Origin of the sequence: Sphingomonas quercus, assembly GCF_018863195.1 — a bacterium.
In the GTDB taxonomy this organism is placed as follows: Bacteria; Pseudomonadota; Alphaproteobacteria; order Sphingomonadales; family Sphingomonadaceae; genus Solisphingomonas; species Solisphingomonas quercus.
Genome location: NZ_JAHKRT010000002.1, coordinates 135,362 through 161,901 on the forward strand (window position 1 = coordinate 135,362; position 26,540 = coordinate 161,901).

Annotated in this window: 23 protein-coding genes; 5 read left to right on the forward strand and 18 right to left on the reverse strand. The window is 69.5% G+C overall.

The window, feature by feature from the left end; translation table 11 throughout:
• Positions 1–37 precede the first annotated feature (37 nt).
• Positions 38–1,219 (forward strand): calcium-binding protein, encoded by a 1,182-nt coding sequence (locus tag KOF26_RS03855; RefSeq protein ID WP_216320427.1) that lies wholly within the window; start codon positions 38–40, stop codon positions 1,217–1,219.
• Between the two features lie 100 nt (positions 1,220–1,319).
• Here KOF26_RS03855 and KOF26_RS03860 read toward each other — a convergent pair whose 3' ends face one another.
• The 8 genes from KOF26_RS03860 to KOF26_RS03895 all read right to left on the reverse strand — a co-directional run bounded on the left by KOF26_RS03860 (position 1,320) and on the right by KOF26_RS03895 (position 13,492).
• Positions 1,320–2,531 carry a glycosyltransferase gene (locus tag KOF26_RS03860; RefSeq protein WP_216320430.1) on the reverse strand — a complete coding sequence of 404 codons (1,212 nt, stop codon included), beginning with the start codon at positions 2,529–2,531 and terminating at the stop codon, positions 1,320–1,322.
• Positions 2,528–3,454 carry a M23 family metallopeptidase gene (locus KOF26_RS03865; RefSeq protein WP_253201080.1) on the reverse strand — a complete coding sequence of 309 codons (927 nt, stop codon included), beginning with the start codon at positions 3,452–3,454 and terminating at the stop codon, positions 2,528–2,530. Before KOF26_RS03865 ends, KOF26_RS03860 begins: the two co-directional genes overlap by 4 nt.
• Positions 3,451–7,323, reverse strand: a complete 3,873-nt coding sequence (locus KOF26_RS03870) for a glycosyltransferase (RefSeq protein WP_216320435.1) — start codon at positions 7,321–7,323, stop codon at positions 3,451–3,453. The genes KOF26_RS03865 and KOF26_RS03870 overlap by 4 nt, the downstream gene beginning before the upstream one ends.
• Entirely contained in the window at positions 7,320–8,492 is a 1,173-nt protein-coding gene (locus KOF26_RS03875; protein ID WP_216320438.1) for a sulfotransferase family protein, read from the reverse strand. The genes KOF26_RS03870 and KOF26_RS03875 overlap by 4 nt, the downstream gene beginning before the upstream one ends.
• Entirely contained in the window at positions 8,492–9,475 is a 984-nt protein-coding gene (locus KOF26_RS03880; protein ID WP_216320441.1) for a GSCFA domain-containing protein, read from the reverse strand. Before KOF26_RS03880 ends, KOF26_RS03875 begins: the two co-directional genes overlap by 1 nt.
• A gap of 21 nt (positions 9,476–9,496) precedes the next feature.
• Positions 9,497–10,570, reverse strand: coding sequence for a GSCFA domain-containing protein (locus tag KOF26_RS03885; protein ID WP_216320444.1), 1,074 nt, complete (start codon positions 10,568–10,570; stop codon positions 9,497–9,499).
• Positions 10,571–10,640: 70 nt separating this feature from the next.
• A complete protein-coding gene (locus KOF26_RS03890; protein ID WP_216320445.1) occupies positions 10,641–11,375 on the reverse strand; it encodes a hypothetical protein in 735 nt (244 codons plus the stop codon).
• Positions 11,372–13,492: a hypothetical protein gene (locus KOF26_RS03895; protein WP_216320447.1), complete on the reverse strand. Its 2,121-nt coding sequence runs from the start codon at positions 13,490–13,492 to the stop codon at positions 11,372–11,374. The genes KOF26_RS03890 and KOF26_RS03895 overlap by 4 nt, the downstream gene beginning before the upstream one ends.
• 265 nt (positions 13,493–13,757) lie before the next feature.
• Between KOF26_RS03895 and KOF26_RS03900 the strand changes: the two genes are divergently transcribed.
• Positions 13,758–14,504 (forward strand): DUF72 domain-containing protein, encoded by a 747-nt coding sequence (locus KOF26_RS03900; RefSeq protein WP_216320449.1) that lies wholly within the window; start codon positions 13,758–13,760, stop codon positions 14,502–14,504.
• A gap of 258 nt (positions 14,505–14,762) precedes the next feature.
• On the forward strand, positions 14,763–17,060 hold the full coding sequence (locus KOF26_RS03905) for a TonB-dependent receptor (protein WP_216320451.1): 2,298 nt from the start codon (positions 14,763–14,765) through the stop codon (positions 17,058–17,060).
• Positions 17,061–17,117: 57 nt separating this feature from the next.
• On the opposite strand, the gene KOF26_RS03910 is transcribed toward KOF26_RS03905, so the two are convergent.
• Positions 17,118–17,282, reverse strand: coding sequence for a hypothetical protein (locus tag KOF26_RS03910; RefSeq protein WP_216320453.1), 165 nt, complete (start codon positions 17,280–17,282; stop codon positions 17,118–17,120).
• A gap of 119 nt (positions 17,283–17,401) precedes the next feature.
• On the opposite strand from KOF26_RS03910, the gene gcvA reads away from it, so the two are divergent.
• A complete protein-coding gene (gcvA, locus tag KOF26_RS03915; RefSeq protein ID WP_216320455.1) occupies positions 17,402–18,304 on the forward strand; it encodes a transcriptional regulator GcvA in 903 nt (300 codons plus the stop codon).
• Here gcvA and KOF26_RS03920 read toward each other — a convergent pair.
• The 5 genes from KOF26_RS03920 to KOF26_RS03940 all read right to left on the reverse strand — a co-directional run bounded on the left by KOF26_RS03920 (position 18,301) and on the right by KOF26_RS03940 (position 22,649).
• The gene (locus KOF26_RS03920; protein ID WP_216320457.1) at positions 18,301–18,843 is read right to left on the reverse strand and encodes a single-stranded DNA-binding protein; all 543 of its coding nucleotides are present in this window, start codon (positions 18,841–18,843) and stop codon (positions 18,301–18,303) included. The two genes, gcvA and KOF26_RS03920, sit on opposite strands and share 4 nt — an antisense overlap.
• Before the next feature lie 41 nt (positions 18,844–18,884).
• The gene (gene feoB, locus KOF26_RS03925) at positions 18,885–20,753 is read right to left on the reverse strand and encodes a ferrous iron transport protein B (RefSeq protein WP_216320460.1); all 1,869 of its coding nucleotides are present in this window, start codon (positions 20,751–20,753) and stop codon (positions 18,885–18,887) included.
• Complete coding sequence (locus tag KOF26_RS03930; protein ID WP_216320463.1) at positions 20,750–21,010, reverse strand: FeoA family protein; 261 nt, start codon at positions 21,008–21,010, stop codon at positions 20,750–20,752. Before KOF26_RS03930 ends, feoB begins: the two co-directional genes overlap by 4 nt.
• Before the next feature lie 67 nt (positions 21,011–21,077).
• The gene (locus tag KOF26_RS03935; RefSeq protein WP_435876836.1) at positions 21,078–21,743 is read right to left on the reverse strand and encodes a COQ9 family protein; all 666 of its coding nucleotides are present in this window, start codon (positions 21,741–21,743) and stop codon (positions 21,078–21,080) included.
• Positions 21,744–21,746: 3 nt separating this feature from the next.
• Complete coding sequence (locus tag KOF26_RS03940) at positions 21,747–22,649, reverse strand: DMT family transporter (RefSeq protein WP_253201081.1); 903 nt, start codon at positions 22,647–22,649, stop codon at positions 21,747–21,749.
• A 94-nt stretch (positions 22,650–22,743) separates the two neighbouring features.
• Between KOF26_RS03940 and KOF26_RS03945 the strand changes: the two genes are divergently transcribed.
• The gene (locus KOF26_RS03945; RefSeq protein ID WP_216320469.1) at positions 22,744–23,832 is read left to right on the forward strand and encodes an alkene reductase; all 1,089 of its coding nucleotides are present in this window, start codon (positions 22,744–22,746) and stop codon (positions 23,830–23,832) included.
• Here KOF26_RS03945 and KOF26_RS03950 read toward each other — a convergent pair.
• Genes KOF26_RS03950 through KOF26_RS03965 form a run of 4 tightly spaced genes read right to left on the reverse strand, consistent with a single transcriptional unit; the run spans position 23,802 to position 26,540 of the window.
• On the reverse strand, positions 23,802–24,368 hold the full coding sequence (locus KOF26_RS03950; RefSeq protein WP_216321657.1) for a GNAT family N-acetyltransferase: 567 nt from the start codon (positions 24,366–24,368) through the stop codon (positions 23,802–23,804). The two genes, KOF26_RS03945 and KOF26_RS03950, sit on opposite strands and share 31 nt — an antisense overlap.
• Positions 24,365–24,787 carry a 6,7-dimethyl-8-ribityllumazine synthase gene (gene ribH / locus KOF26_RS03955; protein ID WP_216320471.1) on the reverse strand — a complete coding sequence of 141 codons (423 nt, stop codon included), beginning with the start codon at positions 24,785–24,787 and terminating at the stop codon, positions 24,365–24,367. Before ribH ends, KOF26_RS03950 begins: the two co-directional genes overlap by 4 nt.
• Complete coding sequence (gene ribB / locus KOF26_RS03960; protein ID WP_216320474.1) at positions 24,787–25,932, reverse strand: 3,4-dihydroxy-2-butanone-4-phosphate synthase; 1,146 nt, start codon at positions 25,930–25,932, stop codon at positions 24,787–24,789. The genes ribH and ribB overlap by 1 nt, the downstream gene beginning before the upstream one ends.
• On the reverse strand, positions 25,929–26,540 hold the full coding sequence (locus KOF26_RS03965) for a riboflavin synthase (RefSeq protein WP_216320488.1): 612 nt from the start codon (positions 26,538–26,540) through the stop codon (positions 25,929–25,931). The genes ribB and KOF26_RS03965 overlap by 4 nt, the downstream gene beginning before the upstream one ends.

A 26,540-nucleotide genomic window follows, 5' to 3' on the forward strand; every position in this document is an offset into this window, starting at 1 on the left:
TTCTAGAGGCCCAAGAAGGTTCAATTGGAGGCTCCAAATGGCTGTTACTTCTTCCAAAGTATACGTTTTCGAGAACACGGATGCGGGCGAGGCTGCGGCCTTCACGGCCGATGACTTCCTCGCGTTCGCGAACAGCAGCGTCACCGCCACCAACATCGGCGTCACCGCCGGTTCCGGCGTCGGCGCGGGCATCACGCTCACTGCCGCGGGCACGTCGCTGACGTTCAACGCCGCCGAGATCGCTGGTGCCAGCCAGCTTGGTCAGGTGCAGTTTGACGACGGTTCCTCGCTCGTTATCGGTGTGAACAGCACGGCCGCCGACACGCTCGACCTGTCCGGCTCGGAAGTGAAGAACGTGATTTATGGCCTCGCTGGCGATGACACGATCACCGGCAGCGACAACGGCGACTACATCTATGGTGGTCTCGGTGCCGACTCGGTGGTTGGCGGCGACGGCAATGACCACATTTACGGCAATGCTCTGACCTCGACCCAGGGTGCGGATGACGGCGCTGATCACCTTTCGGGTGGCGCGGGCAAGGACTACATCCAGGGTAACGCTGGTGCCGACACCATCATGGGTGGCACCGGTGACGACCGTCTGGTCGGTGGTTCGGGTGGCGACTCCATCAACGGTGAGGCCGGCAACGACAACATCAACGGTAACCAGGGTGATGACCGCATCGACGGCGACCTTGGCAATGACGTCCTCCGCGGTGGCCAGGGTGCTGACACCGTCCTCGGCGGCGCTGGCAACGACATCGTTTACGGCGACCTCGGTGATGACCGTTTGACCGGTGGCACCGGCCTCGACGTGCTGTTCGGCGGCGACGGCAAGGACACGTTCGTGTTTGCCGCTGGCGACTCGACGTACCTGGCCGGGACGACGGGGACGAACGTCAACGTCACCGACATCATTGCCGATTATGCTGACGGCACCGACAAGATCGACCTGGGCATGACTTTTGCCGCCGACCACATCCTGGTCGACACGCAGAACGCGGTGCTTCCGACATTGCAGGCTGCTGCGACCTATGCGGCGCAGCTCCTGAACGCGACGCCCAACGCTAACAGCAGCGAGGTTGTGGCGCTGGCAGTTGGCTCCGACACCTACCTGTTCTTCTCGTCGGCTGACACCGTCTCGACGGCGGCTGACAACGCCGTGAAGGTGGTTGGCGTTGCTCCGAACGTCTTCGGCGCCTCGGACTTCGTGCACTGAGTTTTCCCGCTTAGGGAAAGCGAACGAAGGCCCGGTCTTAGACCGGGCCTTTTTTCGTACAGCGGAATGAAGCTACTTTCCTCGCGTGTCGCTCAGGCATTCAGACCGTGTCGATCGCCCGTAGCCACCCCGCCGTCCCTGCCGCACGATCAAATCCTTCTAGCGCTTTCTTCCGCGCCGCCTTGCGCAAGCCTTCGAACCGCACAGGCTCCCGGGCGGCGTCGATCATCGCCTGCGACAGCGCGTCCACGTCGAAGAAGGGCAGCAGCCGCCCGTCCACGCCGTCGGTGATCGCGTCGCGCACCGGTGCGGTGTCGGACGCCAGCACCAGGCATTCGCACGCCATCGCCTCGACCAGCGACCAGCTCAGCACGAACGGATAGGTGTAGTAGACATGCGCGGCGCCGATCGACAGCGCGCCGATCATCGCGTCATGCTGCACGCGGCCGAGGAAATGGACCCGGGACAGGTCCAGCCGGTCGCCCAGCTCGGCGAGCATCGCCGCCTTCCAGCCCTTCCCGTCGGGCGAGGCCTTGCCATAGCCAGACGGCCGATCCTCGCCGATGATCAGCGCGCGGCCGTCGGGCACCGCATCGAGGAACGCCGGCAGCGCGCGCATGAAGATATGGAAGCCGCGCAATGGCTCCATCGTGCGATTGATGAAGGTGATCACCGGCGTCGATGCGTCCAGACGGACATTGCCGGGCAGCACCAGCTGCGCGTCCGGCTCGCGGCGGGCGCGCGACAGGTCGACGCCCTCGTGAATGACGCTGATCCGGCTCTGCAGCACATCCGGGAAGGTCGCCGCCTGATGCGGGGTCGGGCAGATGATGCGATCGGCCAGCACATAGGCCATGGACTGGGCGGCGGCCTTGCCGTTGATGCGCATCCGCTCGGCAAAGTCGGGCATGCCGAACTCCGGATCGAAATCCGAATCGCCCCCGAACGGCCGGTAGAAATATTCGCCGAACAGGATCAGCCTCGCCTCCGGCCAGACCAGCTTGAGATGCAGGGTCTCGCCCCAGCCGGGATGGCCGATGATCACGTCGGGATGAAAGCCGTCGCGCTTCAGCTGGAGCGCGGCGCCGGCCGCCGCCTCGGCGCGGATCAGGTCCGCCTCGGCGCGGATCGCGGCGGGCACGATGTTCGGCGTGGTGCCGCGCTTGTTGGTCCAGCGGCGAAGGTCGACGCCCGGCCGGGCCGTCGCCGTGACGCCGCCGATCGCGGCGACCTTGTCGCCCCGTGCCAGCAGGGCGGTGACGATATGCGGAAACTGGCCGGGGAAATTCTGATGGACGACAAGGATGTTCACAGACGGACCTCGAATTCGCGCATGATGGCTTCCTTTCCCTGCCGGATGACGCTGTAGCGGGCGCGATAGCGGCCCCCCGGCCAGCCGGCCGCGGGCGCGCGCTTGCCGGCGAAGAGGATGGTCTGGGCCTTGGCGCGGTCGAGCGGCTGGGCGCGATTGTCGGCCAGCGTCTGTCCGTCCGGCCCGGTCACCACCAGCCGTTGCACGTCGCCGCCCTCCAGCCCGATCGCCTGCACGAAGGCGACAAGCGGGCTGGTCCGCCCCGGCGCCGGCTGCTGCGCGGCGCCCAGCTCCTGCGCCTGGGCCATCGTCACCGGGCCGGCGGCGAAGCCCGCGACCAGCACCTCGCCGCGCCGATAGGCCGGGGTCGCCGCCCACAGGCTGCGCCCGCCGCGGCACTGGCCCGCCGCCGCGCCATAGGCGAACGGATCCACCGCCTTGCCATTCTCGCGCACGGTCAGATGGACGTGCGGAAACTCGGTGTTGCCAGAAAGCCCGACCTTGCCGAGCACCGCCCCGGCAGCGACCTGCTGGCCCGGCTTCGCCACCACGCTGCCCTTGGCCATGTGGCAATATTGGCTTTCCCAGCCGCCGCCATGATCGATGACCAGGCCGTTGCCGCAATCCTGGCCGGCAGCGAAGGCAGCGTCGCGCATGGATATGTCGGCCATGCCGTCGCGCACCCGCAGCACCGTGCCGGCGGCGGCGGCCAGCACGTTCACGCCCGCCCGCTGGCGCGCCATCGAGGGGATGCGGAAATCCGTGCCGTCATGCTTGTCATAGGTGTGATCGCCGCACGCATAATCCCTGGCGCCGGGGCCGGGATCGTGATCGGGCAGCGATTGCACGGCGCAGTCCATCCCCGGCGTGCAGGCGATGGGGAGTTGCAACACCGGGGCGGCGGCGAGCATCAGCGCGATCATCGGACGAGAGCCTCCAGCCGTTCGAGCATCATCGGGGCGACGGCGCCGACGGTGCGAGTCGCCCATAGCCGGTCCTGGGCCGCCGCGGCGCGGGCGCGCGCCTCGTCCGGCCGGTCGAGCGCCCAGCTGAGCGCGCCGTGCCAGTCGTCGGTGGCAAGCGCCAGCGCCGCCAGCGACGGGTCGGCGCCGTAGGCCGGCCCGCTGGCGACGACGGGCAGCAGGCCCAGCGCCGCATAGTCGAGCAGCTTGATGTCGGACTTGGCGCGATTGAAGGCGTTGTCGGCGAGCGGTGCCAGCCCCAGGTCGAACGGCCCCTGCGCGCGCAGCCAGCGCACGAAGCGGGGATAGGCGATCACCTCCGCCGGCAGGCCGATGCGCCGCAGCCACGGCGCGCCGTCCGCCTCGGCGGCGACGCCGATCAGGGTGAGATCGAAACGGTCGGGCCGCTCTTCCCACAGCCGGTCGAGCGCCGGGCGCAGCATGGCGAGGTCGGCGTCGTGGGTGTGCGTGCCCATGTAGAGCAGATGCAGCCGGTCACCGCCGAAGGGCGCGGGACGGGCATGGCGCCAGTCCCGCCATAGCCGGGGATCGAGCGCGTTGGGCTGCACGTGCCGCCGCCCGGCCACCTTGGCGTAGAGCGCGGCGAGCGGCGCGGTCGAGAACCAGGTCTCGGCCGAGGCGGCGATCGCCCGTTCCAGCGCGGCGTTGAGCGGAGCGTAGCGCGCCGCCTCGGGATGATCCGGCCCGATGGCGATGAAGGCGTCGTCGACATCGGTGACGAGTGCCGCGCCCATCGCCCCGAGCCGCCCGACCAGCCTGTCAACCGCCGCCACCGAGGACAATGCCGTGCGCTGGACGACACAGATGTCGGTGCCGTCGGGCAGGGGATCGCCCTCGGCGCCCAGGCTCACCACCGCCCGCCCGCTGACGCTCTCGTCGGTGAGCGGGCAGATCAGGCGGATATAGGCCGAGCTTTGCGGCCCGTGCGGCCCGAAGGGCGCGACGATGTGGACGCGGACCGGCGCCTTGCCGATGATCGCCGGCGCGACTGGTGGCCCGGCGAGGCCGAGGGCGGCGCAGGCATCGCCGACGAGCCGCCGTGCCCGCGCGTCAAAGCTGTGTTCGTCCGCCACCCGCCTCGCCAGGGCGAGGTCGCGCGGGCGGCCGGCGGCGGCGTCGAGCGCCGCGCGCAACGCCGCCGGACCGTCCACCTGCGCCACCGCGTCGCCGAACACGTGGCCCATTGACGGCACCGGATCGGAAATCGCCCGGCCGGCGCTCGCCGCGATGTCGAACAGCCGATTGGAAAGGTAGCCGAACGCACGCATCGACGGCCAATGATCGTTGAGCACTGCCCCCGCCGTCGCGTAGAGCGCACCAAGCCGGCGATTGTCGATGTTGGCCGCCCGGACCAGCTCCGCCGGCACCCGGCCCTCCCAGCCATCGCCATAGATGACCGGCGGTCGCCCCGCCGCGATCGCCCAATTGACGATGTCGCGGTCGACCCCGCGCGAATTGCCGACGAACACCAGCGGCTCGCTTTCGGGCGCATCGACAGGGTGGAAGCGCGCCGGGTCGGTCGCCTGCAGCAGCGCGGCGACAGGCGGACGGATCATGTGGCGGAGCAAGGCCGCATGGCTCTCGCTCGCCACATAGACCCGCGTGAAGCGATCATATTCCTCCAGCGGCACCTGATCGGGGTGGCTGATATTCCACAGGAACGCCATCTGGCCGGGGCGGGGGGTGTAGGGGATGAGGCCGCGCAGCACGATGGCGACATCCTCGTCGGCAAGCGCGTGGCCGGTCCAGCGCTCGCGCACGTCGACGCGCGCCTTGTGGCCGAGCCGTTCGATCGCGGCGCCGAGCGCCTCGGCGAAGTGCCAGTCGCCCCACGCCGCCTTGTCGGCCTCCGGGGCGGCGATCTTGATCGCGAAATTGAGCACGATCTTCGCGGCGAACGCCGGCGTGCCGGTGGCGAGGGCGAAGCGATTCTTCGTCCACACCAGCTTCTGGAACGCCGAGGATTCGCCGACGGTGATGCGGGCCATATCCGCCTTGCCGTCGAAATAATCGCAGCCGACGAACGGGGCGTAGCCGACCGGCCGCGCGCGCCCGATGCGCAGGATCAGATCCCAATCGACCATGCGGCGCAGGTTGGCGTCGAAACCGCCGGTCTCGGCGAGCAGCTCACGGCGGTGGCAGAAGGCGTTGAGGTCGACATAATTCTGGGCGAGGCACGCCTCCCAGTCGAAATCGTCGCCGCGATAGCCGGTAAGCTGGCCAAGATCGTCGCGCAGCGCGATGCCGCTATAGGCCGCGTCGAGCCCGCGCGCGGTCATGAACCGGACCATCACCTCAAGGAACCACGCCGCCCAGCGATTGTCGCTGTCGAGATAGGCGATGATGTCGCCGCGGGCATGTTCCAGCCCGAGATTGCGCGCCGCCGACACCCCGCCATGCCCGCCTTCGATCAGCCGCACGCGCCCGTCGCCGAGGAAGCCCGCGACGATGTCGCGCGTCGCGTCCGTCGAGCCGTCATCGACGACGATCAGCTCGAAACGGCCGTGGCTCTGCGCCAGCACCGAGCGGATCGCCGCCCCGATCGACGCCTCGCGATTCCACGCCGGCATGATCACCGAGACGAGCGTGGCGCCCGCCTTTGCCGCCACCCGATCGGGCAGCTGTGCCATTTCGCGCAGGAAGGCGGCCTCGGCAGCGACGTCGAAATGCCGGTAAAAACGGCGCGGCCTTTCGGCGTCCTGGTAATCGGGCTGGCTGATCGGAATCGCCACCCGCCCTTCCGCCGCGCCCGTCTCCAGGAAATGGCGCAACGGATCGCCGGTCACATCGTCATAGGCGCGGCGATAATAGAGGCCGTCGAACAGCGGCCCGGTCGATCGCCCTTCCGGCGCGCCATGATGGGTATAGTGGTAGAGCGGATGCATCCCCGCCCGGAAGACGTCCTCGTGGATGCGGTTGTACCAGGCGGAGGAGAAATAGGGGTTGGGATCCAGCGCGTCGAGGTCGCGGCCGTGGCGGATATAGTCGATCAGAGGGTTGCGCCGGCCGATCAGCGCGGCGAGCTCGGGGTCGAGCGGCCCGACATTGCGCTCGGCGCGCGCTACGAGGCTGCGGATGATCGGCTCGTGATCCGGCGCGCCGGGCGCGGCGACGGTCTCGATCTCGCCATCTTCGCCGACCAGCCCGATGCGACCGCCATGGGCCACCGGCGCCAGGCCGATCAGCCGCTCAAGCGCGTGGGCGAGGGTGCCGTCGCGCTCCCCGCCCTCGCCGAAATCGCCGAACGGGATCAGCCGTTCGAGCAGGCCGAGCCGCGCCCAGAAGAAGGTGCCTGCGAAGAAGCCCCAGTCCGCCGGCGGGTAATAAGGCGCGAGCAGGCGGGGGGCGAGCTCGGCGAGCAGCTCGGCGTTGCGGAACTGGTGGCTCGCCGCCGACTTGTAGAGCGCCCGCGCGCCGACCAGCGCGAGGTCCGCATCGTCCGCGAAGGCGGCGATGATGCGCTCGACCAGCGCGGCGTCGGCGATCGTCCCCTCATAGGCCATCGCCCGCCATTCGGGCGCATAGCCGGAATCCCCCTTCTTGGTATGGAGATGCGCCACCGCCTCGACGCCGAGATCGCGCAGCTGCGGCAGGACGTGGAGCAGCGGCCCGATATCCCAGCCGAGATTGGGCGTCTCGATCGTCCGGACCGCGGGCAGCGTTTCCAGCGCGCGCGCGACCGCCGGATCGAGCGGGCCGCAATGGGTGGCCAGCACGGCAATGTCCGGCCGTCCCAGCCGGGCGACGCGCCCTATCAGCTCGATGGCGACGTCCGGGTAGAAGAGATGGAGGTGGATTGCCGCCTTCATGCCGCCTCTCCCCGGCCGGCGTCGCGCCGGGCCATCTGGCGGGCATAGAAGCCGGTATCGAACAGCGGGCTCGGATTGCGTCCTTCGGCAGCGCCGATGCGCAGATAATGGGTCGCCGGATCGAGCCCCGAGGCGGCGACGTCCGGATACGCGGCGCGATACCAGTCCGCATCGAACAGGCCGGAATTGCGAATCAGCTCCGCCGCCTCGTCCGGCTCCGGATCGGGAGCGGGTGGCGGGGGCGGTGGCGCCGGCTCGGCGACCGGCGCGGACGCCGGCGGCGCGACCGGGACGGGCGTCGGCATGCGGCGGTGACGCAGTTCGTCATGGACGATATCGCCCTCCAGCCACGGCACCGCGTCAAGCCGGGCATAAGCCGCATCCAGGGTCGCCCGCGCGGCGCTGTCGTCGGCCAGCTGCAGACGGTCCAGCCCGGCGCTCACTGCCGCGACGATGCCCGCCAGCGGCTCCTCCAGCGCGGTCGTCTGTTCGCCGCGATGATGGCGCAGGCCCGGATCGAGGAAAGCAGAGATCGCCTCCGCATCCGCCGCGTCCGGGACCCAGCCCGGCCTTCCGGCGAGCGGCGCCACCCGGCCGAGCGTGCCCCGCCAGTCGACGAGCAGCGCGTCATAATCGACCACCGCGCGCATCATGCCACGCGTCGCCCGTTCGGCGTCGATCATGTGGCGCAGCCACAGCAGGTGGGCATAGGCGCTGGTGGTGCCGTCACGCCGCGCGATCGACCCGGCGATCTCATCGGGCTTGCGCAGCATCAGCACCGCGCGCGCGGCGATGCCCATACCGGCCAGCACCTCGGCGACGACCGGCACGAACCGGCATTGACGCGGGTCCTTGATGGCGATCAGCGGCGCGTCGCCCCACGCCGCGGCGATCGCCTCGGCGATCCGCTCCTTGCGCGAGTTGAGCCCGCCCGGCGGCAGGCGGGACCAGTCGAGCGGCCGCGGATCGAACCAGCTCGATCGGCACACCCGGAGCAGCTGGTCGTCGGCCTTGACCAGCCCGGCGCTCTCGAAATAGCCGCGCGCATTGTCGGCGTGCGGATCAATGCCGTCGGCGGGCAGCGCCGCCCCCAGCCGCCCGACCGCCCAGGTCAGCGCCGAGGTGCCGGAGCGGTGCATGCCGAGGATGAGGATGGCGGCGCGACCCATCACCGGGCCCCTTCCGCTTCGCCTTCGACATAGGCCGCGACCATCCGCGCCACGTTCGCTGCGACCAGCTCGTCCCGGACATGGACGAGGTCGTCCTCCCAGGCCAGCGCCCGGTCCGACATGGTGACGCTCTCATAGGAGGGGAAATAATCGACGTGCGGCCAGGCGCGCACCGCGCATTCCGCGGCGACCCGCAGCACCGCCTTGCTATAGGCGTTGGCGGTCATCGCATCGCCGCCGGAAAAGGACCGCGCGAACGGCACGGGCGATACCGTCATCAGCAGATGGGCAGCCGGGTTGCGTGCGTGGAGCCGCGCCACCAGCCGGTCGACCGCGGCGATCACCGCGTCCGGCGCCAGCGTCTCGAACTGGAAGCGGCCCGGATAGCGCTCCACCAGCGCGCGCGGCGCGGTATCGTTCAGGTAAAGGCCGGCTTCCCGGTCGAACCACGCCTCGACCAGCCCGAGGGTGACGATGACCACCGCGCTCCCGTCGATGGCGCGGGCGTAGAGATCGCGGATCTTCGCGCGTCTTTTCAGGGCGCGCTCCAGCGTCACCATCTCGGTGGTATGGAGCTGCCCGTCCCACCACGCATCCTCGCCCGCCTGGATGAGGAAGCGCCGTTCCTCGCCCTCCGCCCAGTCGAGCGCCGCCACTTCGTTGAGCATCGACAAGGGGGTGTATTTGTTGAGGATGCCGGTGATCATGCCGGTGCCCGCCCACAGCTCGGCCTTGGGCACGCGGAAGTCGAGCGTCGGGATGGTCAGGCCATGGCCGGCCAGGGCCTGCTCGATATGCCGCGCGAAGCAGGAACCGATGGTGAACACCGAGGCATCACGCCCGATCGTGAAGCCGGGAGTGAAGGCCGGCCGGCAGATCGGCTCGGCCCTCGCCTCGCCGCGCCCCGGCCATTTGGCGGCGCGGGTGGAAAGCGTGGCGCGGTAAGCCTCCTCAGCCGCGATCCTGCCGAACCCCTTGGTCATCGGCTGTGAGCGGTAGCCCGGCTATCGGGACTGGTCCAGCATCGCCTCATCGCACATCGTTTCCACCCAGGCCCGTGCGGCGGCGACGTGGGCATCCTCGCGCGGTGCCGGCGCCGGCGCGGGCGGAGCGGCCGGCGCCTCGATCCCGGCGGCGTGGCGAAGGAATACCGACATCACATGGGCAACGCCGGCCTCGGTCACCTCGCGCAGATCGTCCGCAAAGAACGCCCCGCGCGCCTGCGGGCCGGTGACGATCTCGTAGGAGGGGAAATACCAGGTATCGGGAATATCCTCCGCCGCTTCCTGCGCGGCCGCTCTCAGCGCCGCCTTTGAATAGATCGTCGCCGGCAGCACATGCCGGCCGGACGCCGTCGCCGCCAGCGGGACCGGCGACACCGTCAGCACCAGCCGCGCCTTCGGATTGACGCTGCGCAGCCGCGCGACGAAGGCGCCGAGCTGCGCGCGAATCTCCCCGGTGCGCAGGTTGCGGAAGGCGTGGGCCTGCTCGTCGAAGCGCCCGCCGGCGACCCCCGGGCAAAGCGGAAAGGCCGCCCCGTCCGCCCGGCTCACCCAGCCCTCGGTAAGGCCGAGCGTGAATACGAACACGTCGAGCGTCTCGAAGGCCTCGCGCACCTTTTCCAGATGCCAGGCGCGGTCGGCGCGCATCTCGCCTTCCGAGGCAAAGCCGCCCGGCTGGATATTGGGACGGAACGGGTCGATCACCGACCCGTCGGCACCCTCCCACACATCCTCCGCCGGCGCGAACTGGCCATAGGCGCGGTCGAACAGCTGGAGCAGCTGGAGCGTGGTGTAGATATTGCCGTAGCGCGCCGTGAACAGACCGTAGCCGGCGGCGCGCGCCGCCTCGGGCGGGACGATCGGATGGGCCGTCTCCGTCACCAGATAGTTGAAGCCGGAGGCGGCGAGGTGGCGCGCGATATGCTGGGCGAAGCAGGAGCCCGCGGTCGCCACCCGGTCCTCTCGTGCCAGGCGCAGGAACGGCCCCGCCACCGGATCGACGGCCGGGCCGGCGCCGGCCACCGCACGGCGCCAGAACGCACTGTCCGGCAAATGAGCATAAGGATGGCTGGCCACGTGATGCTTTCCGGGTTGTCGCTACCCGGTGGCGATCATGCCCCCTTATCGGCCCGCCGTCACCTGACGATCAGAGCGACTCCAGCGCCCGGATCACCGCCTCGCCATAGGCGGCGTTGCCGTGAGTGGCGTCGGCCGCGAAATCGGAGCGGAGGAAGCCGTCGGCATCCTGCGTTTCCGCCGGCACCGGCAGGAACCGGCCACCCAGCCCTTCCACCGCCTCCCGAAACAGCCGGGAATTGAGCCGCCACAGCCGCCAGCGCAGCGCCGCCGGCGCGACGGCGATCGCCGGCCCGCCGCGCTCCCGGAACCAGGCGTCGGCGCGGGCCGCCACCCAGTCGCCGTCGCGCACCGGGGGCGGGCTTTCGACATGGATAAACGGCCCGCCAAGGGCGCGAAGCAGCGTCAGGCGCGCGAAGTCGCGGGCAAGGCCGGCCGCCAGCGCCGACCGCACCAGCGCCTCGGCGATCGGCTCGGCGTCCGGATCGGGCGGCGGCCCGGCCTCGTCGGAGAGCAGGAAATCGAACGGGCGGGGATGGCGCAACAGGCCGATCGCATTGTGGTAATTGCCGCCCATCACCGAGGCGAGGCGTGGATGGTGGCGGTCGATCTGGTCGCGGACGGCGGCGGCGAGCGCGTCGGTGAAGCGCGCCTCGTCACCGGCGCTGACCAGCTCCGGGGCGTAGCGCGGCTCCAGCGTGTGGATGACGCGCGTGCGTGGTCGATCCGGATCGGCCTCGCGCCGGGCGCGCGCGGCGTCGCGGATCGCGGCGACGTGGCTCTGGCCGATGACGAGGATGTTCACGCCACTGCCTCCACCCGTCCGCCGGCCGGCCCGTCGGCGCTGGCAAAGCCGGTGAGCGTGATCGTCTCGTCCGGCCGCGCCATCTCCGCCGCGATATCCAGCGCGAAACCATGCGCGCCGCCGTCCGGCAGATCGGGTCGCGGCAGCTCGCTGCCGGTGCGCGCCAGCAGGCGGCCGTCTGCTCCGTGCGCCTCGATCGCCGGCGCCGCACCCGGCCAGTCCGGCGCCCACAGCCAGCCGCCGAGCCGCATCGCTCCTGCCGCGTCGCGCTCGACCGTGTCGACATGGCCGGCGAGGCGCGGCGCCGGGCGTGCGGCAAGCCGGGCGAGCGCTTCGGGCAGCGGCTCGTCCTGCCGCCCGCGCTCGCTCATCCGCGTCGGCCGGCCGAGCCCGGCGGCGTGCATCGCGGCGACCGTCAGGCCGAGCAGCTGGATGCCGTCGAAATAATCGAAGCGGCGTTCGCGCAAGGCCGTGAGCAGGGCCCCCCGGTCCAGCCCCTCCCACAATCGGCCCTCCGCGCGTCCGAGGATGTCGCTCAGGAACGCCCGCACGCCGGCATTGCGGTTGATCGAATATTGCCAGGTGCCGAACAGCTTCGTCCCCGCCGCGGCGACCAGCGGCGCCGTCTGCTGCGCAGCGAGCGAGGCGTCCCAGCTCTGGTGGGCAAAGGGCAGGGCGAGCAGCGCCGGCGCGGCGCGGCGGACGATCTCGTAATGGGCGCGCTCCGCCTTGCGCTCGGCCGCGGTCATGCGGAAGGCGAGCGCCTGCAGCGCCGGCGCGCCGAGCGGCATCACCGGCTGGCGCTCGAACGATTTGATGGCGCGGATGCCGCCGAGCCAGTTGGGCACGCGGTTGCGATAATAGAACAGGTCCGGCAGGTCGGCGTCGGTGGCGCCCGCGCGGCGCATCACCGCGAAGCCGTCCGCCAGCTCTTCGGCAAGCGCCGCCCGCGCGCCCGGCAGCAGCAGGCCGAGCGGGTCGAACGGCGCCTGCAGCCTGACCAGCGCGATCGGATCGCCGTCGGCCGTCGGCGCCCGTTTGGCATAGGCCTTCAGCACCTCGCCCATATGGCCGGTGACGAGCGTGTCCTGCCCCAGCTTCGCGCCGGTGATCAGGTCCCAGCCGCCGATGCCGCCGTCGCTCTGCCAGGCCAGTGCCGCCATCTCGGCGGCGAAATGATCGACTGTCCAGTCGGTGGCGATGTCGCTGCCGAGCGGCGGCTCGCGCCGATGGGGCAAGCCGAGCGCGGCGGCGATCGTCCGGCCGGCGGCGATATCGGGGTGCCCGTCATGGCCGCGCGTGAACAGGGTCAGCCGCTCACCGAGCCCGGCGGACAGCGCGAGTGCCAGCACCGCGCGACTGTCCTTGCCGCCGGTGATCGGCAGGTCGAGCCGGCCGTCGCCGGCCGCCAGCCGGATCGCGGCGCGGCCCTGGGCCATGCCCTCGTCGAGCAGCGCTTCGTCGAAGCCGCGCTCGCCGCCGACCGCCGCCGCCGGATCGGCGATCGCACGCAGCGCCGCCCCGCCCGGTCCGGAGACCAGCATGCGCGCCTGGGGAAGCTGGCTGACGCCGCGCCATCCGGTCGCCGTGCCGACGCGATAGCCGATCGTCGAGGTCCACAGGCCGGGGTCGGCGACGCCGTCCTGCCCGAGTTCGGCGAGCCAGCGGGCGCGATTGGCGATCATCGCCGGACGGTCGGCGCGGCGGAATAGCTGGTGCAGGCCGGCTGCGTCGGAAAAGGCGGTGAGCGTGCCGCACGCATGCAGCCGCGCCACCGCAAATTCGCCGGCGACATCGGTCGGCAGCGCCTTGCCCGGCCGATCGAGCAGCGCCGCCACCTCGGCCGCGTCGAGCAGCGCCGCGCGCTCCCCGGCGATCCGCCAGATCAGGCCGTGAATCACGCATGCCTCTTGCCCGTCCGACCAGAACTGGGCCGCCGCCGGATAGAAGCGCGTCGCCGTCGCCAGCGCGGCGACTTGCCAGCGTCCGCCGCCGGTCGCGACCGGCATGAAATGCTCACATTGCGGGACGATATGCGCCGTATCGCGCAGCCGCGTGCGCAGGGATGCGGCCGACCCCGTTGCCTGATCCTCGCGCCAGAGGGCGAACAAAGCCATGGGCAGGCTCTAGGGTGTGTCGTGAACCGTGCCTAGATGGCCGGGACATGAAAAACCCGGCGCGAGGCCGGGTTTTTCGGTTTGCAGAAGGAACCGGATGATTGGAGGCTTCCGGCAGATCCAATTAGCAAGTCCGATCCTAGCCGAAATCGCCTGAAAGGCAAGCCGAAACCATCCCCTGCTTCGCGGTTGTCCGGCGCCCCTGTGGCACTGTTGGCCGCGTTCGCCAATCCCGCTAGGAAGGGGCACGGTGAGGAGAATGCGGATGACGGGGGCGATCCGGGTCGGAGTCGGCGGCTGGACCTACGAGCCGTGGCGCGGGGTTTTCTATCCGGAAGGCCTGCCCCAGAAACGCGAGCTGGATTATGCCGCCGGCCGGCTGACCGCGATCGAGATCAACGGCACCTATTATGGCTCGCAAAAGCCGGCGACCTTCGCCGCCTGGGCCAGGGCGGTGCCGGACGGGTTCATCTTCTCGCTGAAGGCGTCGCGCTACTGCACCAATCGCCGCGTGCTCGCCGAGGCCGGCGAGTCGATCGCCAAATTCCTGTCGCAGGGCATCACCGAACTGGGCGACCGGCTCGGGCCGATCCTGTGGCAGTTCATGGCCACCAAACAGTTCCAGCCGGACGATTTCGCCGCCTTCCTGGCTCTGCTGCCCAAGGAGCAGGGAGGGCTTCCGCTCCGCCATGTGCTGGAGGTGCGCCACGAAAGCTTCCGCGATCCGGCCTTCTTTGCGCTCGCCCGCAAGGCCAACGCCGCGATCGTGCTCGCCGACAGCGACGAAGTTCCGGTGATCGACGAGTCGACCGCCGATTTCTCCTACGCCCGCCTGATGCGCGCCGAGGAGCAGATCGAGACCGGCTATGACGCCGCCGGCCTCGATCATTGGGCGGGCCGCGCGCGGGAGATGGCGCAGCGCGGCGACGCTTTCCTGTTCTTCATTTCCGGCGCCAAGGTGCGCAATCCCGCCGCTGCCCAGGCGCTGATCGACCGGGTCGGCCGGCCCTGATCACTGTTGCGGGCCGGACACAGCCGCCGCCCGCAATGCCTGCCCGTCGCCTGATCCGCGGCTTTCGACGCAGCATGCGAAACATCCTCTGTTGCAATGCAGTAAAGCGCGGTTCAGGGGCGCGCCAGCATTCGGCCGCCCGAGGCGAGGGCGGCCCTGTCATGAGGCGTACATAAAGCAAAGCTAACGGCGCAGGCTGTGCCGGCTCTCACGTAATCCAATCAAATTTAAGCGATTTCTCGAACCAAGGGGTGAGTTGTGTCCAAATTCCATGCCGGCAAAGCCGCTTTCCTGATCGGCGTTTCACTGGGCGCGGTGCTTTGCGCCGGCGCCGCCTCGGCGCAGGATGCGCCGGCCGCCGAACTGGGCGAGATCGTCGTCACCGCCGAGCGCCGCTCGGAGGATCTGCAGCGCGTGCCGGTGTCGGTCGGCGTGGTCAACGGCGCCGACATGCGCGCCTTCACCAGCGGCGGCGACGACACGCTGCTCGCGCTCTCCGGCAAGGTGCCCAGCCTTTATGCCGAGACGACCACCGGCCGCATCTTCCCGCGTTTCTACATTCGCGGCCTCGGCAATGTCGATTTCTACCTCGGCGCCTCGCAGCCGGTGTCGATCATCCAGGACGATGTCGTGCTGGAGCATGTCGTGCTGAAGTCGAACCCGGTGTTCGACGTGGCCCAGGTCGAGGTGCTGCGAGGGCCCCAGGGCTCGCTGTTCGGCCGCAACACCACCGCCGGCATCATCAAGTTCGACAGCATCAAGCCGACCCAGGCGTTCGAGGGCCGCGCCTCGGCATCCTATGGCAGCTACAACACGATCACCTTCGACGGCGGTGTCGGCGGCGCGCTCGTCCAGGACAAGATCGCGTTCCGCCTGTCCGGCCTCTACCAGCATCGCGACAATTGGGTGGACAACACCTTCTCGGGCGCCAGCGCCGACGGCACGGTGACGCCGAAGAAGGATGCGATGGGCGGTTATGACGACCGCAACATCCGTCTCCAGCTGCTGTTCACCCCGACCGAGGAGCTGTCGATCCTCGCCTCGGGCCATGCCCGCGACTATGACGGCACCTCGACGCTGTTCCTGCGCAACGCCATCACCAAGGGCTCGCACGATGTCGACGTGCCGCGCGACAAGGTCGCCTATGACGAGGCCGGCAACAATCCGCAGGCCTACAAGACCTATGGCGGCTCGGTGCGCATCAATTATGATTTCGGCGCCGCCGCGCTGACCTCGATCAGCGCCTATGAGACGACCTCGGGTTATAGCCGCGGCGACACGGATGGCGGCGCCGCCGCCAACTTCCCGTTCAACGGCGCGCCGAACGGCTTCGGCCAGTCGATGGGTCAGGTTCGCGATCTCGATCAGTTCACCCAGGAAGTGCGCCTCGCCAGCGAGGGGGACAGCCGGCTGAAGTGGCAGTTTGGCGGCTTCTATTTCGACGGCCGCGACACCACCGATTTCTACCAGCGTGCCTGGTTCCTGCAGGGCGCCGCCCGCAACCCCAACAACTGGGTGCGCCTGCGCAACGTCAACACCTCCTGGGCGGTGTTCGGCCAGCTCAGCTACCAGGTCACCGATCAGCTGACCGTCACCGGCGGCGTGCGCGAGACGGAGGACACCAAGAAGACGCGCCTGCTCAAGACCGCAGACACCGCGGCCGGCGCCGTCACCTATGCCGGGCGCCGCGCCGTCCGCCTGTCGGACACCACGCCGAGCTGGGACGTCAGCGCGATGTACCAGATCAATCCCGACGTCAGCGTCTATGCCCGCGTCGCCCGCGGCTTCCGCGGCCCCACCATCCAGGGCCGCTCGGCAGTGTTCAACGCGGATTTCACCACCGCCAATTCCGAGAAGATTCTCTCCTGGGAAGCCGGCATCAAGAGCCGCCTGTGGGATAATCGCCTGCGCCTGAACATCACCGGTTTCGCCTACACCGTCGACGACATCCAGCTGAACGGCAATGACTCGAACGGCAACGGCGTGCTGTTCAATGCCGACAAGGCCAAGGCCTATGGCATGGAGGCGGATGCCGAGCTGCGCCCGGTGCCGAACCTGACGCTGACCGCCGGCCTCAGCCTGCTGCATACCGAGATCAAGGACAAGAATGTCTATGCGCAGGCGTGCAGCCTGAACGGCGTGCTGGTCTGCACCGTCGAGAATCCGATCTTCACCCGCGGCACCGGCACCGGCACCACCTATTTCGCGCAGATCGACGGCAATCCGCTGCCCAACGCGCCGAAATATAATGCCAGCTTCACCGCCCGCTACGACCTGCCGCTCGGGCCGGACGGCAAGCTGTTCGTGATGACCGACTGGAACATCCAGGGCTATACGAACTTCGTGCTCTACAAGACGAAGGAGTTCTACTCTGACGGCAATTTCGAGGGCGGCGTGAAGCTCGGTTATTCCGGCGGCAACGGCGCTTATGAGCTGGCCGTGTTCGCCCGTAACATCACCAACGAGAAGAATCTCAAGGGCGTGATCGAGAATTATATGGCCGCCGTCTACAATGAGCCGCGCATCATCGGCGTGTCGCTCAGCGGTAAGTTCTGATCCGGGTCGCTCCGGCGTGATCGGGCCCGGCGGGTAGCCTTACCCGCCGGGCCTTTTTCATCGCCGCGCACACGGCGGTGGCGTGCAGGCCCAGGGTCGTTGATACTGGATGCGCGCCAGCACGCGAAACGCCTCGCCCATGGCGTGGAGGACGTCTCCCGCCCAGCAACTATAGGCCTTGTGGTGATCGGCCCAGATGCGGGCCTCGTGATGATCGATCATCTCTCCCTCCGTCGGCATCGGGGACCAGTCCCGGTCCACCCTGCGAAGATGGGCGATTCGGCCCTCAGCGACCAACGAATCGATCGACGCCAATTATCAATCCAGCTTATGGATCAGCCATGCGCCGCCTGCCCCCGCTCGCCGCCGTCCGCGTGTTCGAGGCCGCTGCCCGCCACGAGAATTTCACTGCCGCGGCCGCCGAGCTCGGCATGACGCAGGCCGCCGTCAGCTACCAGATCCGTCTGCTTGAGGAGCGGCTCGGCCTCGCCCTGTTCCGCCGCGACAAGCGCCGCGTGGTGCTGACCGAGGCCGGTCGCCGCGCCGCCAGCCCGGTCAGCCGCGCCTTCGACGCCATCGACGGCGCCTTCGCCCAGCTCCGCGCCGAGGATGAGGGGATGCTGGCCCTGTCCACCTCGCAGACCTTCGCCAACACCTGGCTGGTGTGGCGGCTGGGCAGCTTCCAGATGGCGCATCCCGAAATGGCGGTGAGGCTGCTCGTCGACGACGCGCTCGTCGATTTCGCGACGGATGACGTCGACGTCGCGATCCGCGCCGGCCTCGGCCCGTGGCCGGGCCTCGACGCGGACCTGTTGGTGCCGATCGACTTCACGCCGATGTGCAGCCCGGATTTCCTTGCGCGCCATGGCGGGCGGCTTGAGCCGGCGGATCTGCTCCGCCTGCCGATGATCAGCCCGCACGATCCGTGGTGGCCGTGGTGGCTGAGCGAGGCGGGCGTGGCCGTGCCGGACGGACCGATCCGGCCGGGCATCCGCATGGATTCGCAGGCCAATGAGGGCACTGCCGCGCTGGCCGGACAGGGCATCGCGATGCTGACGCCCTTTTTCTGGCGCAACAATCTCGCCGCAGGCAAGCTGGTGCGGCCGTTCGATCAGCTTTCGACCCGCGGCTATGCCTATTGGCTGGTCGCGCCCGAGCATCGGCGCAACGTGCCGAAGATCAAGCGCTTCCGCGAATGGCTCCTCGCCGAAGTGCGCCGCGACCTCGCGGAGAGCGAGGCTTAGAAGGGCACGTCGTCGTCGAGATCATTGTCGAAGGCACTCGACGGGCGGGACTGGCCGCCACCGCCACCCGAGCGCTGGCCGCCGCCGCTGAAGCCGCCGCCACCGCCGCCGCCCCCACCGCCGCCGAAGTCGTCGCCGCCCGCGCCCCAGTCGTCACCGCCGCGGCCACCGCCCCCGCCGCCGCCCTCGCGGCCGTCGAGCAGGGTCAGGTTAGCGTTGAAGCCCTGCAACACCACCTCGGTCGAATAGCGATCGGCGCCGGACTGGTCCTGCCACTTCCGGGTCTGCAACTGGCCCTCGATATAGACCTTGCTGCCCTTGCGCAGATATTGCTCGGCGATGCGGCACAGGCCCTCGTTGAAGATGGCCACGCTATGCCATTCCGTCTTCTCGCGGCGCTCGCCGCTGTTGCGATCCTTCCACGTTTCCGAAGTGGCGATGCGCAGGTTCACCACCTTGCCGCCGTTGGAGAAGCTGCGGCTCTCGGGATCGCGCCCGAGATTGCCGATGAGGATCACCTTGTTCACGCTGCCGGCCAAATCGGCTCTCCTGGGGTGTCTGCGAAAATGTTCAGGCCACCCTAAAGTCCCAGCGCGGTCGCTGTCCAGAAGGTTGCACCGGCCGCGGCGTAGGCGAGCACGAACAGATAGGCCAGCATGAAGCCCGGCCATTTCCAGCCATTGGTCTCGCGCCGCGTCACCGCCAGCGTCGACAGACATTGCGGCGCGAACACGAACCAGGCGAGGAAGGCAAGCGCGGTCGGCAGCGGCCAGCGCCCGCGCAGCCGCTCGACCAGGGATTGCTCGGTCGCCGCCTCGTCGTCCGAGGCCTGGATCGAATAGACGGTGGCCAGCGCCGACACCGCGACCTCGCGCGCCGCCATCGCCGGGATGAGAGCGAGCGCGATGTCGCGGTTGAAGCCGATCGGCCGGACCAGCGGCGCGATGCCGTCGGCGATGCGGCCGGCGATTGAATAATCGACAGGCGGCGTCGGATCGCCGGGCGGCGGCTTGGGGAAGCTCAACAGCGCCCACAGCACGATGGTGGTGAAGGCGATAATCGTGCCGGCGCGCTTGAGGAAGATCAGCGCGCGCTGCCACAGGCCCAGCGCCACGTCGGCGAGGCGCGGCATCTGGTATTTGGGCATCTCCATCAGAAAGCCGTGGCTGGCCCCCTTGGTCACCGTCCGCCGCAGCACCAGGGCGGCGACCAGCGCGCCGAGGATGCCCGAGATATAGAGGCAGAACAGCACCAGCCCCTGCAGGCCGATGCCCGGGCCCACCGTCCGCTCCGGGATGAAGGCGGCGATGATCACGGCATAGACCGGCAGGCGCGCCGAACAGGTCATCAACGGCGCGATCAGGATCGTCGTCAGCCGGTCCTTCGGATCGTCGATCGTCCGCGTCGCCATGATGCCCGGTACCGCGCAGGCGAAGGAGGAAAGCAGCGGGATGAACGCCCGCCCCGACAGGCCGACCCGCGCCATCAGCCGATCCATCAGGAACGCCGCGCGTACCATATAGCCGGTCGCTTCCAGCAACAGGATGAAGAAGAACAGGATCAGGATCTGCGGCAGGAACACCACCACCGCCCCGACCCCGGCGATCACCCCGTCGACGATCAGCGAGCGCAGCACATTGTCCGGCATGGCAGTGGTGACCGCCGCCTGCATGTCGGCGAACAGGCCCTCGATCCAGCCGACCGGCGTCTCGGCCCAGGCGAACACCGCCTGGAACATCACGAACATCAACAAGGCGAGCAGGATCGGCCCGATCACCGGATGCAGCGCGATGCGGTCCAGCCGCTCCGTCCAGCGCTTTGCTGGCGCATGTTCGGAAATGGCGGCATGGGCGATCTGGCGCGCGCGGCGCTGCAGGGTGCGCAGGTCGCTGTCCATCGCCCGCTCGGCGCCGGCCACCCGTATCGCCGATCCGTCGCCGACCAGCTCGGCCAGCGCCGTGACCAGCTCGGGGACGCCCTGCTTGCGCACCGCCACGGTCGGGATCACCGGCACGCCGAGCTCGCGCGACAGGGCGTCGACATCGATGGTCAGCCCGTCCCGGCGGGCCATGTCGATCATGTTGAGCGCGATGATCATCGGCAGGCCGAGCGCGCGCAGCTGCAACGCGAAGCGCAGGTGATTGTCGAGATTGGTGGCATCCATCACCACCACGATCGCCGACGGCAGCCGCTCGCCCTCCTGTCGACCGAGCACGACGTCGCGAGTGACCGCCTCGTCGGGGCTGGAGGGGGTGAGGCTGTAGGTGCCGGGAAGGTCGATCAGCTCGATCGGGCGGCCGTCGGGCAGCGCCAGCCGCCCGGATTTCCGCTCCACCGTCACGCCCGGATAATTGCCGACCTTCTGGCGGGCGCCGGTCAGCGCATTGAACAATGCGCTCTTGCCGGCATTGGGATTGCCGACCAGCGCGACCATCGGCATCGGGTTCATTCCGCGGCTACGGCGGAGACGTGGTGCTCTTCGGTGTGGATCGCGGCCGCGGTGGCGCGGCGGATGGCGATCGTCATGCGGCCGATGCGGGCGGCGATCGGGTCCGCGCCGAACGGCGCCTGATGAAGCGTCATCACCTCGACGCCCTCGTCGACGCCCAGCTCGCGCAGCCGCCGCGCCTCATTGGTGGTCAGCGCCGCCCAGTCGACGGTGGCGATGCGGGCGAGGCGATTACGGGGCAGCTGGTGGAGACGCACTTGGCCAATGTCCGATCGGGGAGAAGTTGATAGTCATTATCAATATCTGCCGCGGCGCGCAAATCCCTCACTTCGGCGGATAGCGCAGGCGCCCGAGGAAGCGGGCGACCTTGAAGCGGCGTTCGGGATCGCGGCGGAGGCCCGCCTTCAGCTTCTCGAATCGCATCACGCCAGCGATGCGGCGATCGAGGAAGGCGCGGGTCTCGGCCTGATGCTCGCTCTCGTCGTCGAGCCAGACGAGGATCGCCTGGGCGTACACCGCGGACAGCGTCATCCGCTTGGTATAGTGGTTGAAATCGGTCGCGGTGTCGCCGGCAAGCCGCCACATCGCATCCGCCGCGCGCCAGCCCAGCCGGGCGGCGCGGGGCAGATGGCGGGGATTGGCGAGCAGGTTGAGCGCCCGCCGCGCCGCCTCCCGATAGGGCAGCGACAGGTCGAGCCGGGTCATCACCAGCGCGGCGATGCGATCGCGGAAGCGCATCGCGGCCAGCCGCTCCGGCGGCAGACGGCGTGCCATCTCGGCATCGATCCAGCCATACCAGGCGTCGATCATGTCGATGGCGCCACCGGGGAAGGCCAGCCGCGCCTGGGCCGGGGCAAGCCCCAGTTCCTCGGCGGCGCGGCCGAGCGCCTCCTCGGTCCAGCCGTCGAACGCAGCATGGGCGGGAATCACCGCGGCGAGGGCATCGCGCATCTCGTCCAGCGTCGGGTCCACGGGCAAGGTCATGGCCATGAACTAGCGCCCGATCCGCACGAGCACCAGCGCCGTGGCGACGGCGGCCGCGCCGAACAGGTCGGCGGTGGTCAGCCGCTCGCCGTAAAGCGCCGCGCCGACGGCGGCGGCGACCACCGGCTGCAGCAGCGCGCCGAGCCCGATGACCAGCGGCGAGAGCTTGCCGATGGCGTAGATCGTCAGCCCCTGGCCCGCCACCTGGCTGCCCAGCGCGAGCAGCACCAGCGGCGTGAAGTCGCTCGGCCACACCTGCTCTCCGGTGGCCATCGCGACGATCAGCAGCGGCGCGATGCCGGCCAGCGTCGCCACCGCCAGCGTCTGCCAGGCGCCGAGCATCGTCCTCCCGCGTTCGACGACGATTAGGTAGCCGGCATAGAAGACCCCGGCGAGCATGCAGAACAGGTCGCCGGCCAGGGTGCGGGACGATAGTTCATAGGAGCGGCCGAGCAGCAGCATCATGCCGGCAAAGGCGAGGCCCAGCGCCAGCCCCTGCACGCGGTTGGGCAGCCGCCGGGCGATGATGAAGCCATATAGCGGAAAGAGGAACGCGGAGATGTTGCCGAACAGCGTGGCGTTGGCCAGCCGCGTGCGGTGAATGCCGGCATGCCAGGTGGCGAGGTCGGCGGCGAACAGCACCCCGGCGACGATCAGCAGGCCCCAGACCGACCGCGGCAGCCGCGGCACCGGCGCCGCGCGCAGCGCGAAGAAAACGAGGATCGGCGCCGCGATGGCCAGCCGCCAGAAGCCTGCGGCGACCGGCCCGACATCGGTGAGCCGCACCATCCAGGGTCCGAAGGCGAGGCAGAGATTGCCGGCCAGCATGGCGACGAACGGCACCGGCCCGCCGCCGTCCGTCCGCCGCGGCGGCGCCTCCATCGGGGCGGTCAGGGGCTTGGCGTCGGTCAACGATTTCTTCTCGAGTTTCTCTCTGGCCGGAGTCGCCTGCCATCCCATATACGGCCGCGGCGCCATAGTCGCGTTGCAAGGGAAAACCCAAAAAATGCCCAGCCTGTTCGATCCGATCCAGCTCGGCGCCATCCACGCGCCCAACCGCATCCTGATGTCGCCGCTGACGCGCGGCCGCGCCACGCGCGAGCATGTGCCGACGGCGCTGATGGCCGATTATTATGCCCAGCGCGCGTCCGCCGGCCTGATCATCTCGGAAGCGACCGGCATCAGCCGCCAGGGCCTGGGCTGGGCCTATGCGCCGGGCCTGTGGACGGAAGAGCAGGTCGAGGGCTGGCGGCCGGTGACGGAGGCGGTGCACGCCGCCGGCGGGCGGATCATCGCCCAGCTCTGGCATATGGGCCGGCTCGTCCATCCCGATTTCCTCGGCGGCGAGCAGCCGGTGGCGGCTTCGGCCAACACCGCGCCGGGTCACGTGCGCACCTATGACGGCATCAAGCCCTATGCCGAGGCGCGGCCGCTGCGCGTCGACGAGATTCCGGGCCTGCTCGACGATTATGCGCGCGCCGCCGGCAACGCGATCCGCGCCGGCTTCGACGGGGTGCAGATCCACGCCGCCAACGGCTATCTGATCGATACCTTCCTGCGCGACAACGCGAATTTCCGCGACGACGATTATGGCGGCTCCGTCCCCAACCGCATCCGCCTGCTCGGCGAGGTGACCCGGCGCGTCGTCGACACCGTTGGCGGCGAGCGGACGGCGGTGCGCCTGTCACCCAATGGCGAGGTGCAGGGCGTCAACGACAGCAACCCCGCCCCGCTGTTCGAGGCGGCCGCCGCCCTGCTCGACGAGATCGGCATCGCCTTCCTCGAGCTGCGCGAGCCGCGGCCGGACGGCACGCGCGGCGCGCCTGATCATCCGCCGGTCCATCCCGGCATGCGCAAGCTGTTCCGCGGGCCGCTGGTGCTCAACGCCGACTATCGCGGCGACACCGCCCAGGCGGCGCTGGATGCCGGCGAGGCGGACGCCATCGCCTTCGGCCGCACCTTCCTCGCCAATCCCGACCTGCCGCGGCGCATCCGCGACCGGGCGCCGCTCAATGCGCCGGACGAGGCGACCTTCTACACCCAGGGCGCAGAAGGCTATACCGACTATCCGACGCTGGAGTCGGTGGCCGCCTGAGCCGCGCGGGCGGAGCGCCACGCCGCGGCGCTCTGCCCCCACAGGTCGATGCGGCGATCGGCGAACGGGGCCGGCATCCGCGTCGGCCCCTCGTGGCGCGAGCCGAGCCGCTCGGCGAGGCGGATCGAGGCGGCGTTGTCGGGATCGATGGTGTGGATGATGTGGCGCCAGCCGAGCACGTCGACGGCATAGTCCATCGTCGCCCGCGCTGCCTCCAGCGCATAGCCCTGCCCGCAAAAGGCGCGTGCCAGGCCCCAGCCGATCTCGGTGCCGGGCCAGCCCACGGGCTGCCACGGGCCGATGCGGCCGATCCAGCGGCCGGAGGCGCGCTCGATCACCGAGAACATGCCGAAGCCACGGATCGACCAGGCGCCGGCGACGGTGCAGATGTTGCGCCACGCCTCGGTCCGGCTCATCGCCCCGCCGAGGAAGCGCATCGTCTCCGCGTCCGCGGCGAACGCCGCCCAGGGCTCGAAATCGCCCGCCTCCGGCAGCCGCAGCAGCAGCCGCGGCGTCAGGAGCGTCGGCCCGCTCAGCCGAGCCGCGCCTTCAGCGCCAGCATGGCGAGCGCCGCCCGTGCCGCCTCGCCGCCCTTGTCCTTTTCGCTCGGCCGGGCGCGGGCGAGCGCCTGGCCTTCGTCCTCGACCGTCAGGATGCCGTTGCCGATCGCGAGCCCGTCCAGGGTCAGCGCCATCAGGCCGCGCGCGCTTTCCTTGGATACGATCTCGAAATGGTAGGTCTCGCCGCGGATCACCACGCCGATCGCCACGAACGCATCGTAGCGGCCCGTCTCGGCAGCCATCGCGATCGCCGCCGGGATCTCCAGCGCGCCGGGCACGGTGATCGTCTCATGGGCATGGCCGCCGGCGGCGTCGATGGCGCCGCGCGCACCTTCGAGCAGCAGGTCGTTGAGATGATCGTAGAAGCGCGCCTCGACGATGAGGATGCGGGCCATCAATTCTCCTCCACGGGCGTGACCGGCCGCTGGCCGACGATGTTGAGGCCATAGCCGGCCAGCGCCACCGGCGTATGCTGGGTGTTGGTGAGCAGGATCATGTCGTGGATGCCAAGCTCGGCTAGAATCTGCGCGCCGATGCCATAGTCGCGCAATTCCATGTCCGGATGCTGCCCGCCGCCGCCGCGCGCGGCGATGACCTGGGCGATAGCGCCGGGCACCTGCCGCCCGATCAGCACGACGACGCCCGCGCCCTCCGCGTCGATCGCCTTCATGGCGCCCTGCAGCAGGCCGGCGCGGTCGCCCATCTCACCCAGGGTATCGGCGAACAGGCTGAGCTGGTGCATGCGGACCAGCGTCGGCGCCGCCGGATCGACGCGGCCCTTGACCAGCGCCAGCGTCTCGGTGCCCACGGCCTTGTTGCGATAGGAGATGATCCGCCATTCGCCGCCATGGCGGCTGACGAAGGTCGATTCGGCGACCTTCTCGACATTGTGATCGTAGCGGCGGCGATAGGCGATGAGATCGCGGATCGTGCCGATCTTGAGATTGTGGAGCTGGGCGAAGGCGACGAGATCGTCGAGCCGCGCCATCGTCCCGTCATCCTTCATGATCTCGCAGATCACGCCGGAGGGATTGAGGCCGGCAAGGCGGGCAATGTCCACCGCCGCCTCGGTATGGCCGGCGCGGACCAGCACGCCGCCGTCGCGCGCGATCAGCGGAAAGACATGGCCCGGCGTGACGATCTCGTCCGCGCCCTTGGATGCGTCGATCGCCACCGCGATGGTGCGCGCCCGATCGGCGGCCGAGATGCCGGTGGTGACGCCGTCGCGTGCCTCGATCGAGACGGTGAATGCCGTCTCGTGGCGGGTACCGTTCCGCGGGCTCATCAGCTGCAGGCCGAGCTGCTCGACGCGCGGCCGGGCGAGCGCGAGGCAGATCAGGCCGCGACCATGGCGGGCCATGAAGTTGATCGCGTCCGGCGTCGCCATCTGCGCGGGGATGACGAGATCGCCCTCATTCTCCCGATCCTCATCGTCGACGAGGATGAACATGCGGCCGTTGCGTGCCTCGTCGATCAGCTCCTCCGGAGAGGAGAGGAAGCCGTGGCGCAGCCGGTCCAGCGAGAAGGGCTCTGCGGTCATTTGCGATACTCTTCCATGCGGCGGAGATAGCGGGCGAGCACGTCGATCTCGATATTGACGCGATCGCCAGGCGCCAGCGCGCCGAGCGTGGTCATGCCCGCCGTGTGCGGGATGATGTTGACGGAAAACAGGGTGCCGGCCGCCACATCCTCGACGCGGTTCACGGTCAACGAAACGCCGTCGACGGCGATCGAGCCCTTGGCGGCGACATAGGGGCCGAGCGCGGCCGGGACGGCGACGTCGATGCGCCGCGAATCGCCGACATCCGCGATCGCGATCACCTCCGCGACGCCGTCGACATGGCCGGTGACGATGTGGCCGCCCAGCTCGTCGCCGACCTTGAGCGCGCGCTCGAGGTTGAGGCGGCGGCCTTCCTGCCACTGGTCGGCGGTGCGCGACACCGTCTCGGCGGAGACGTCGACGCTGAACCAGCCGGGGGCGCCGGCGGCGGATTTGTCGACCACTGTCAGGCAGACGCCCGAGCAGGCGATCGACGCGCCGAGCTCGACGTCGCCGAGATCATAGCCGCAGGCGATGGTGATGCGGCGATCCCCGCGCGGTTCGACGCGCGCGACGGTGCCGATGTCGGTGATGATTCCGGTGAACAT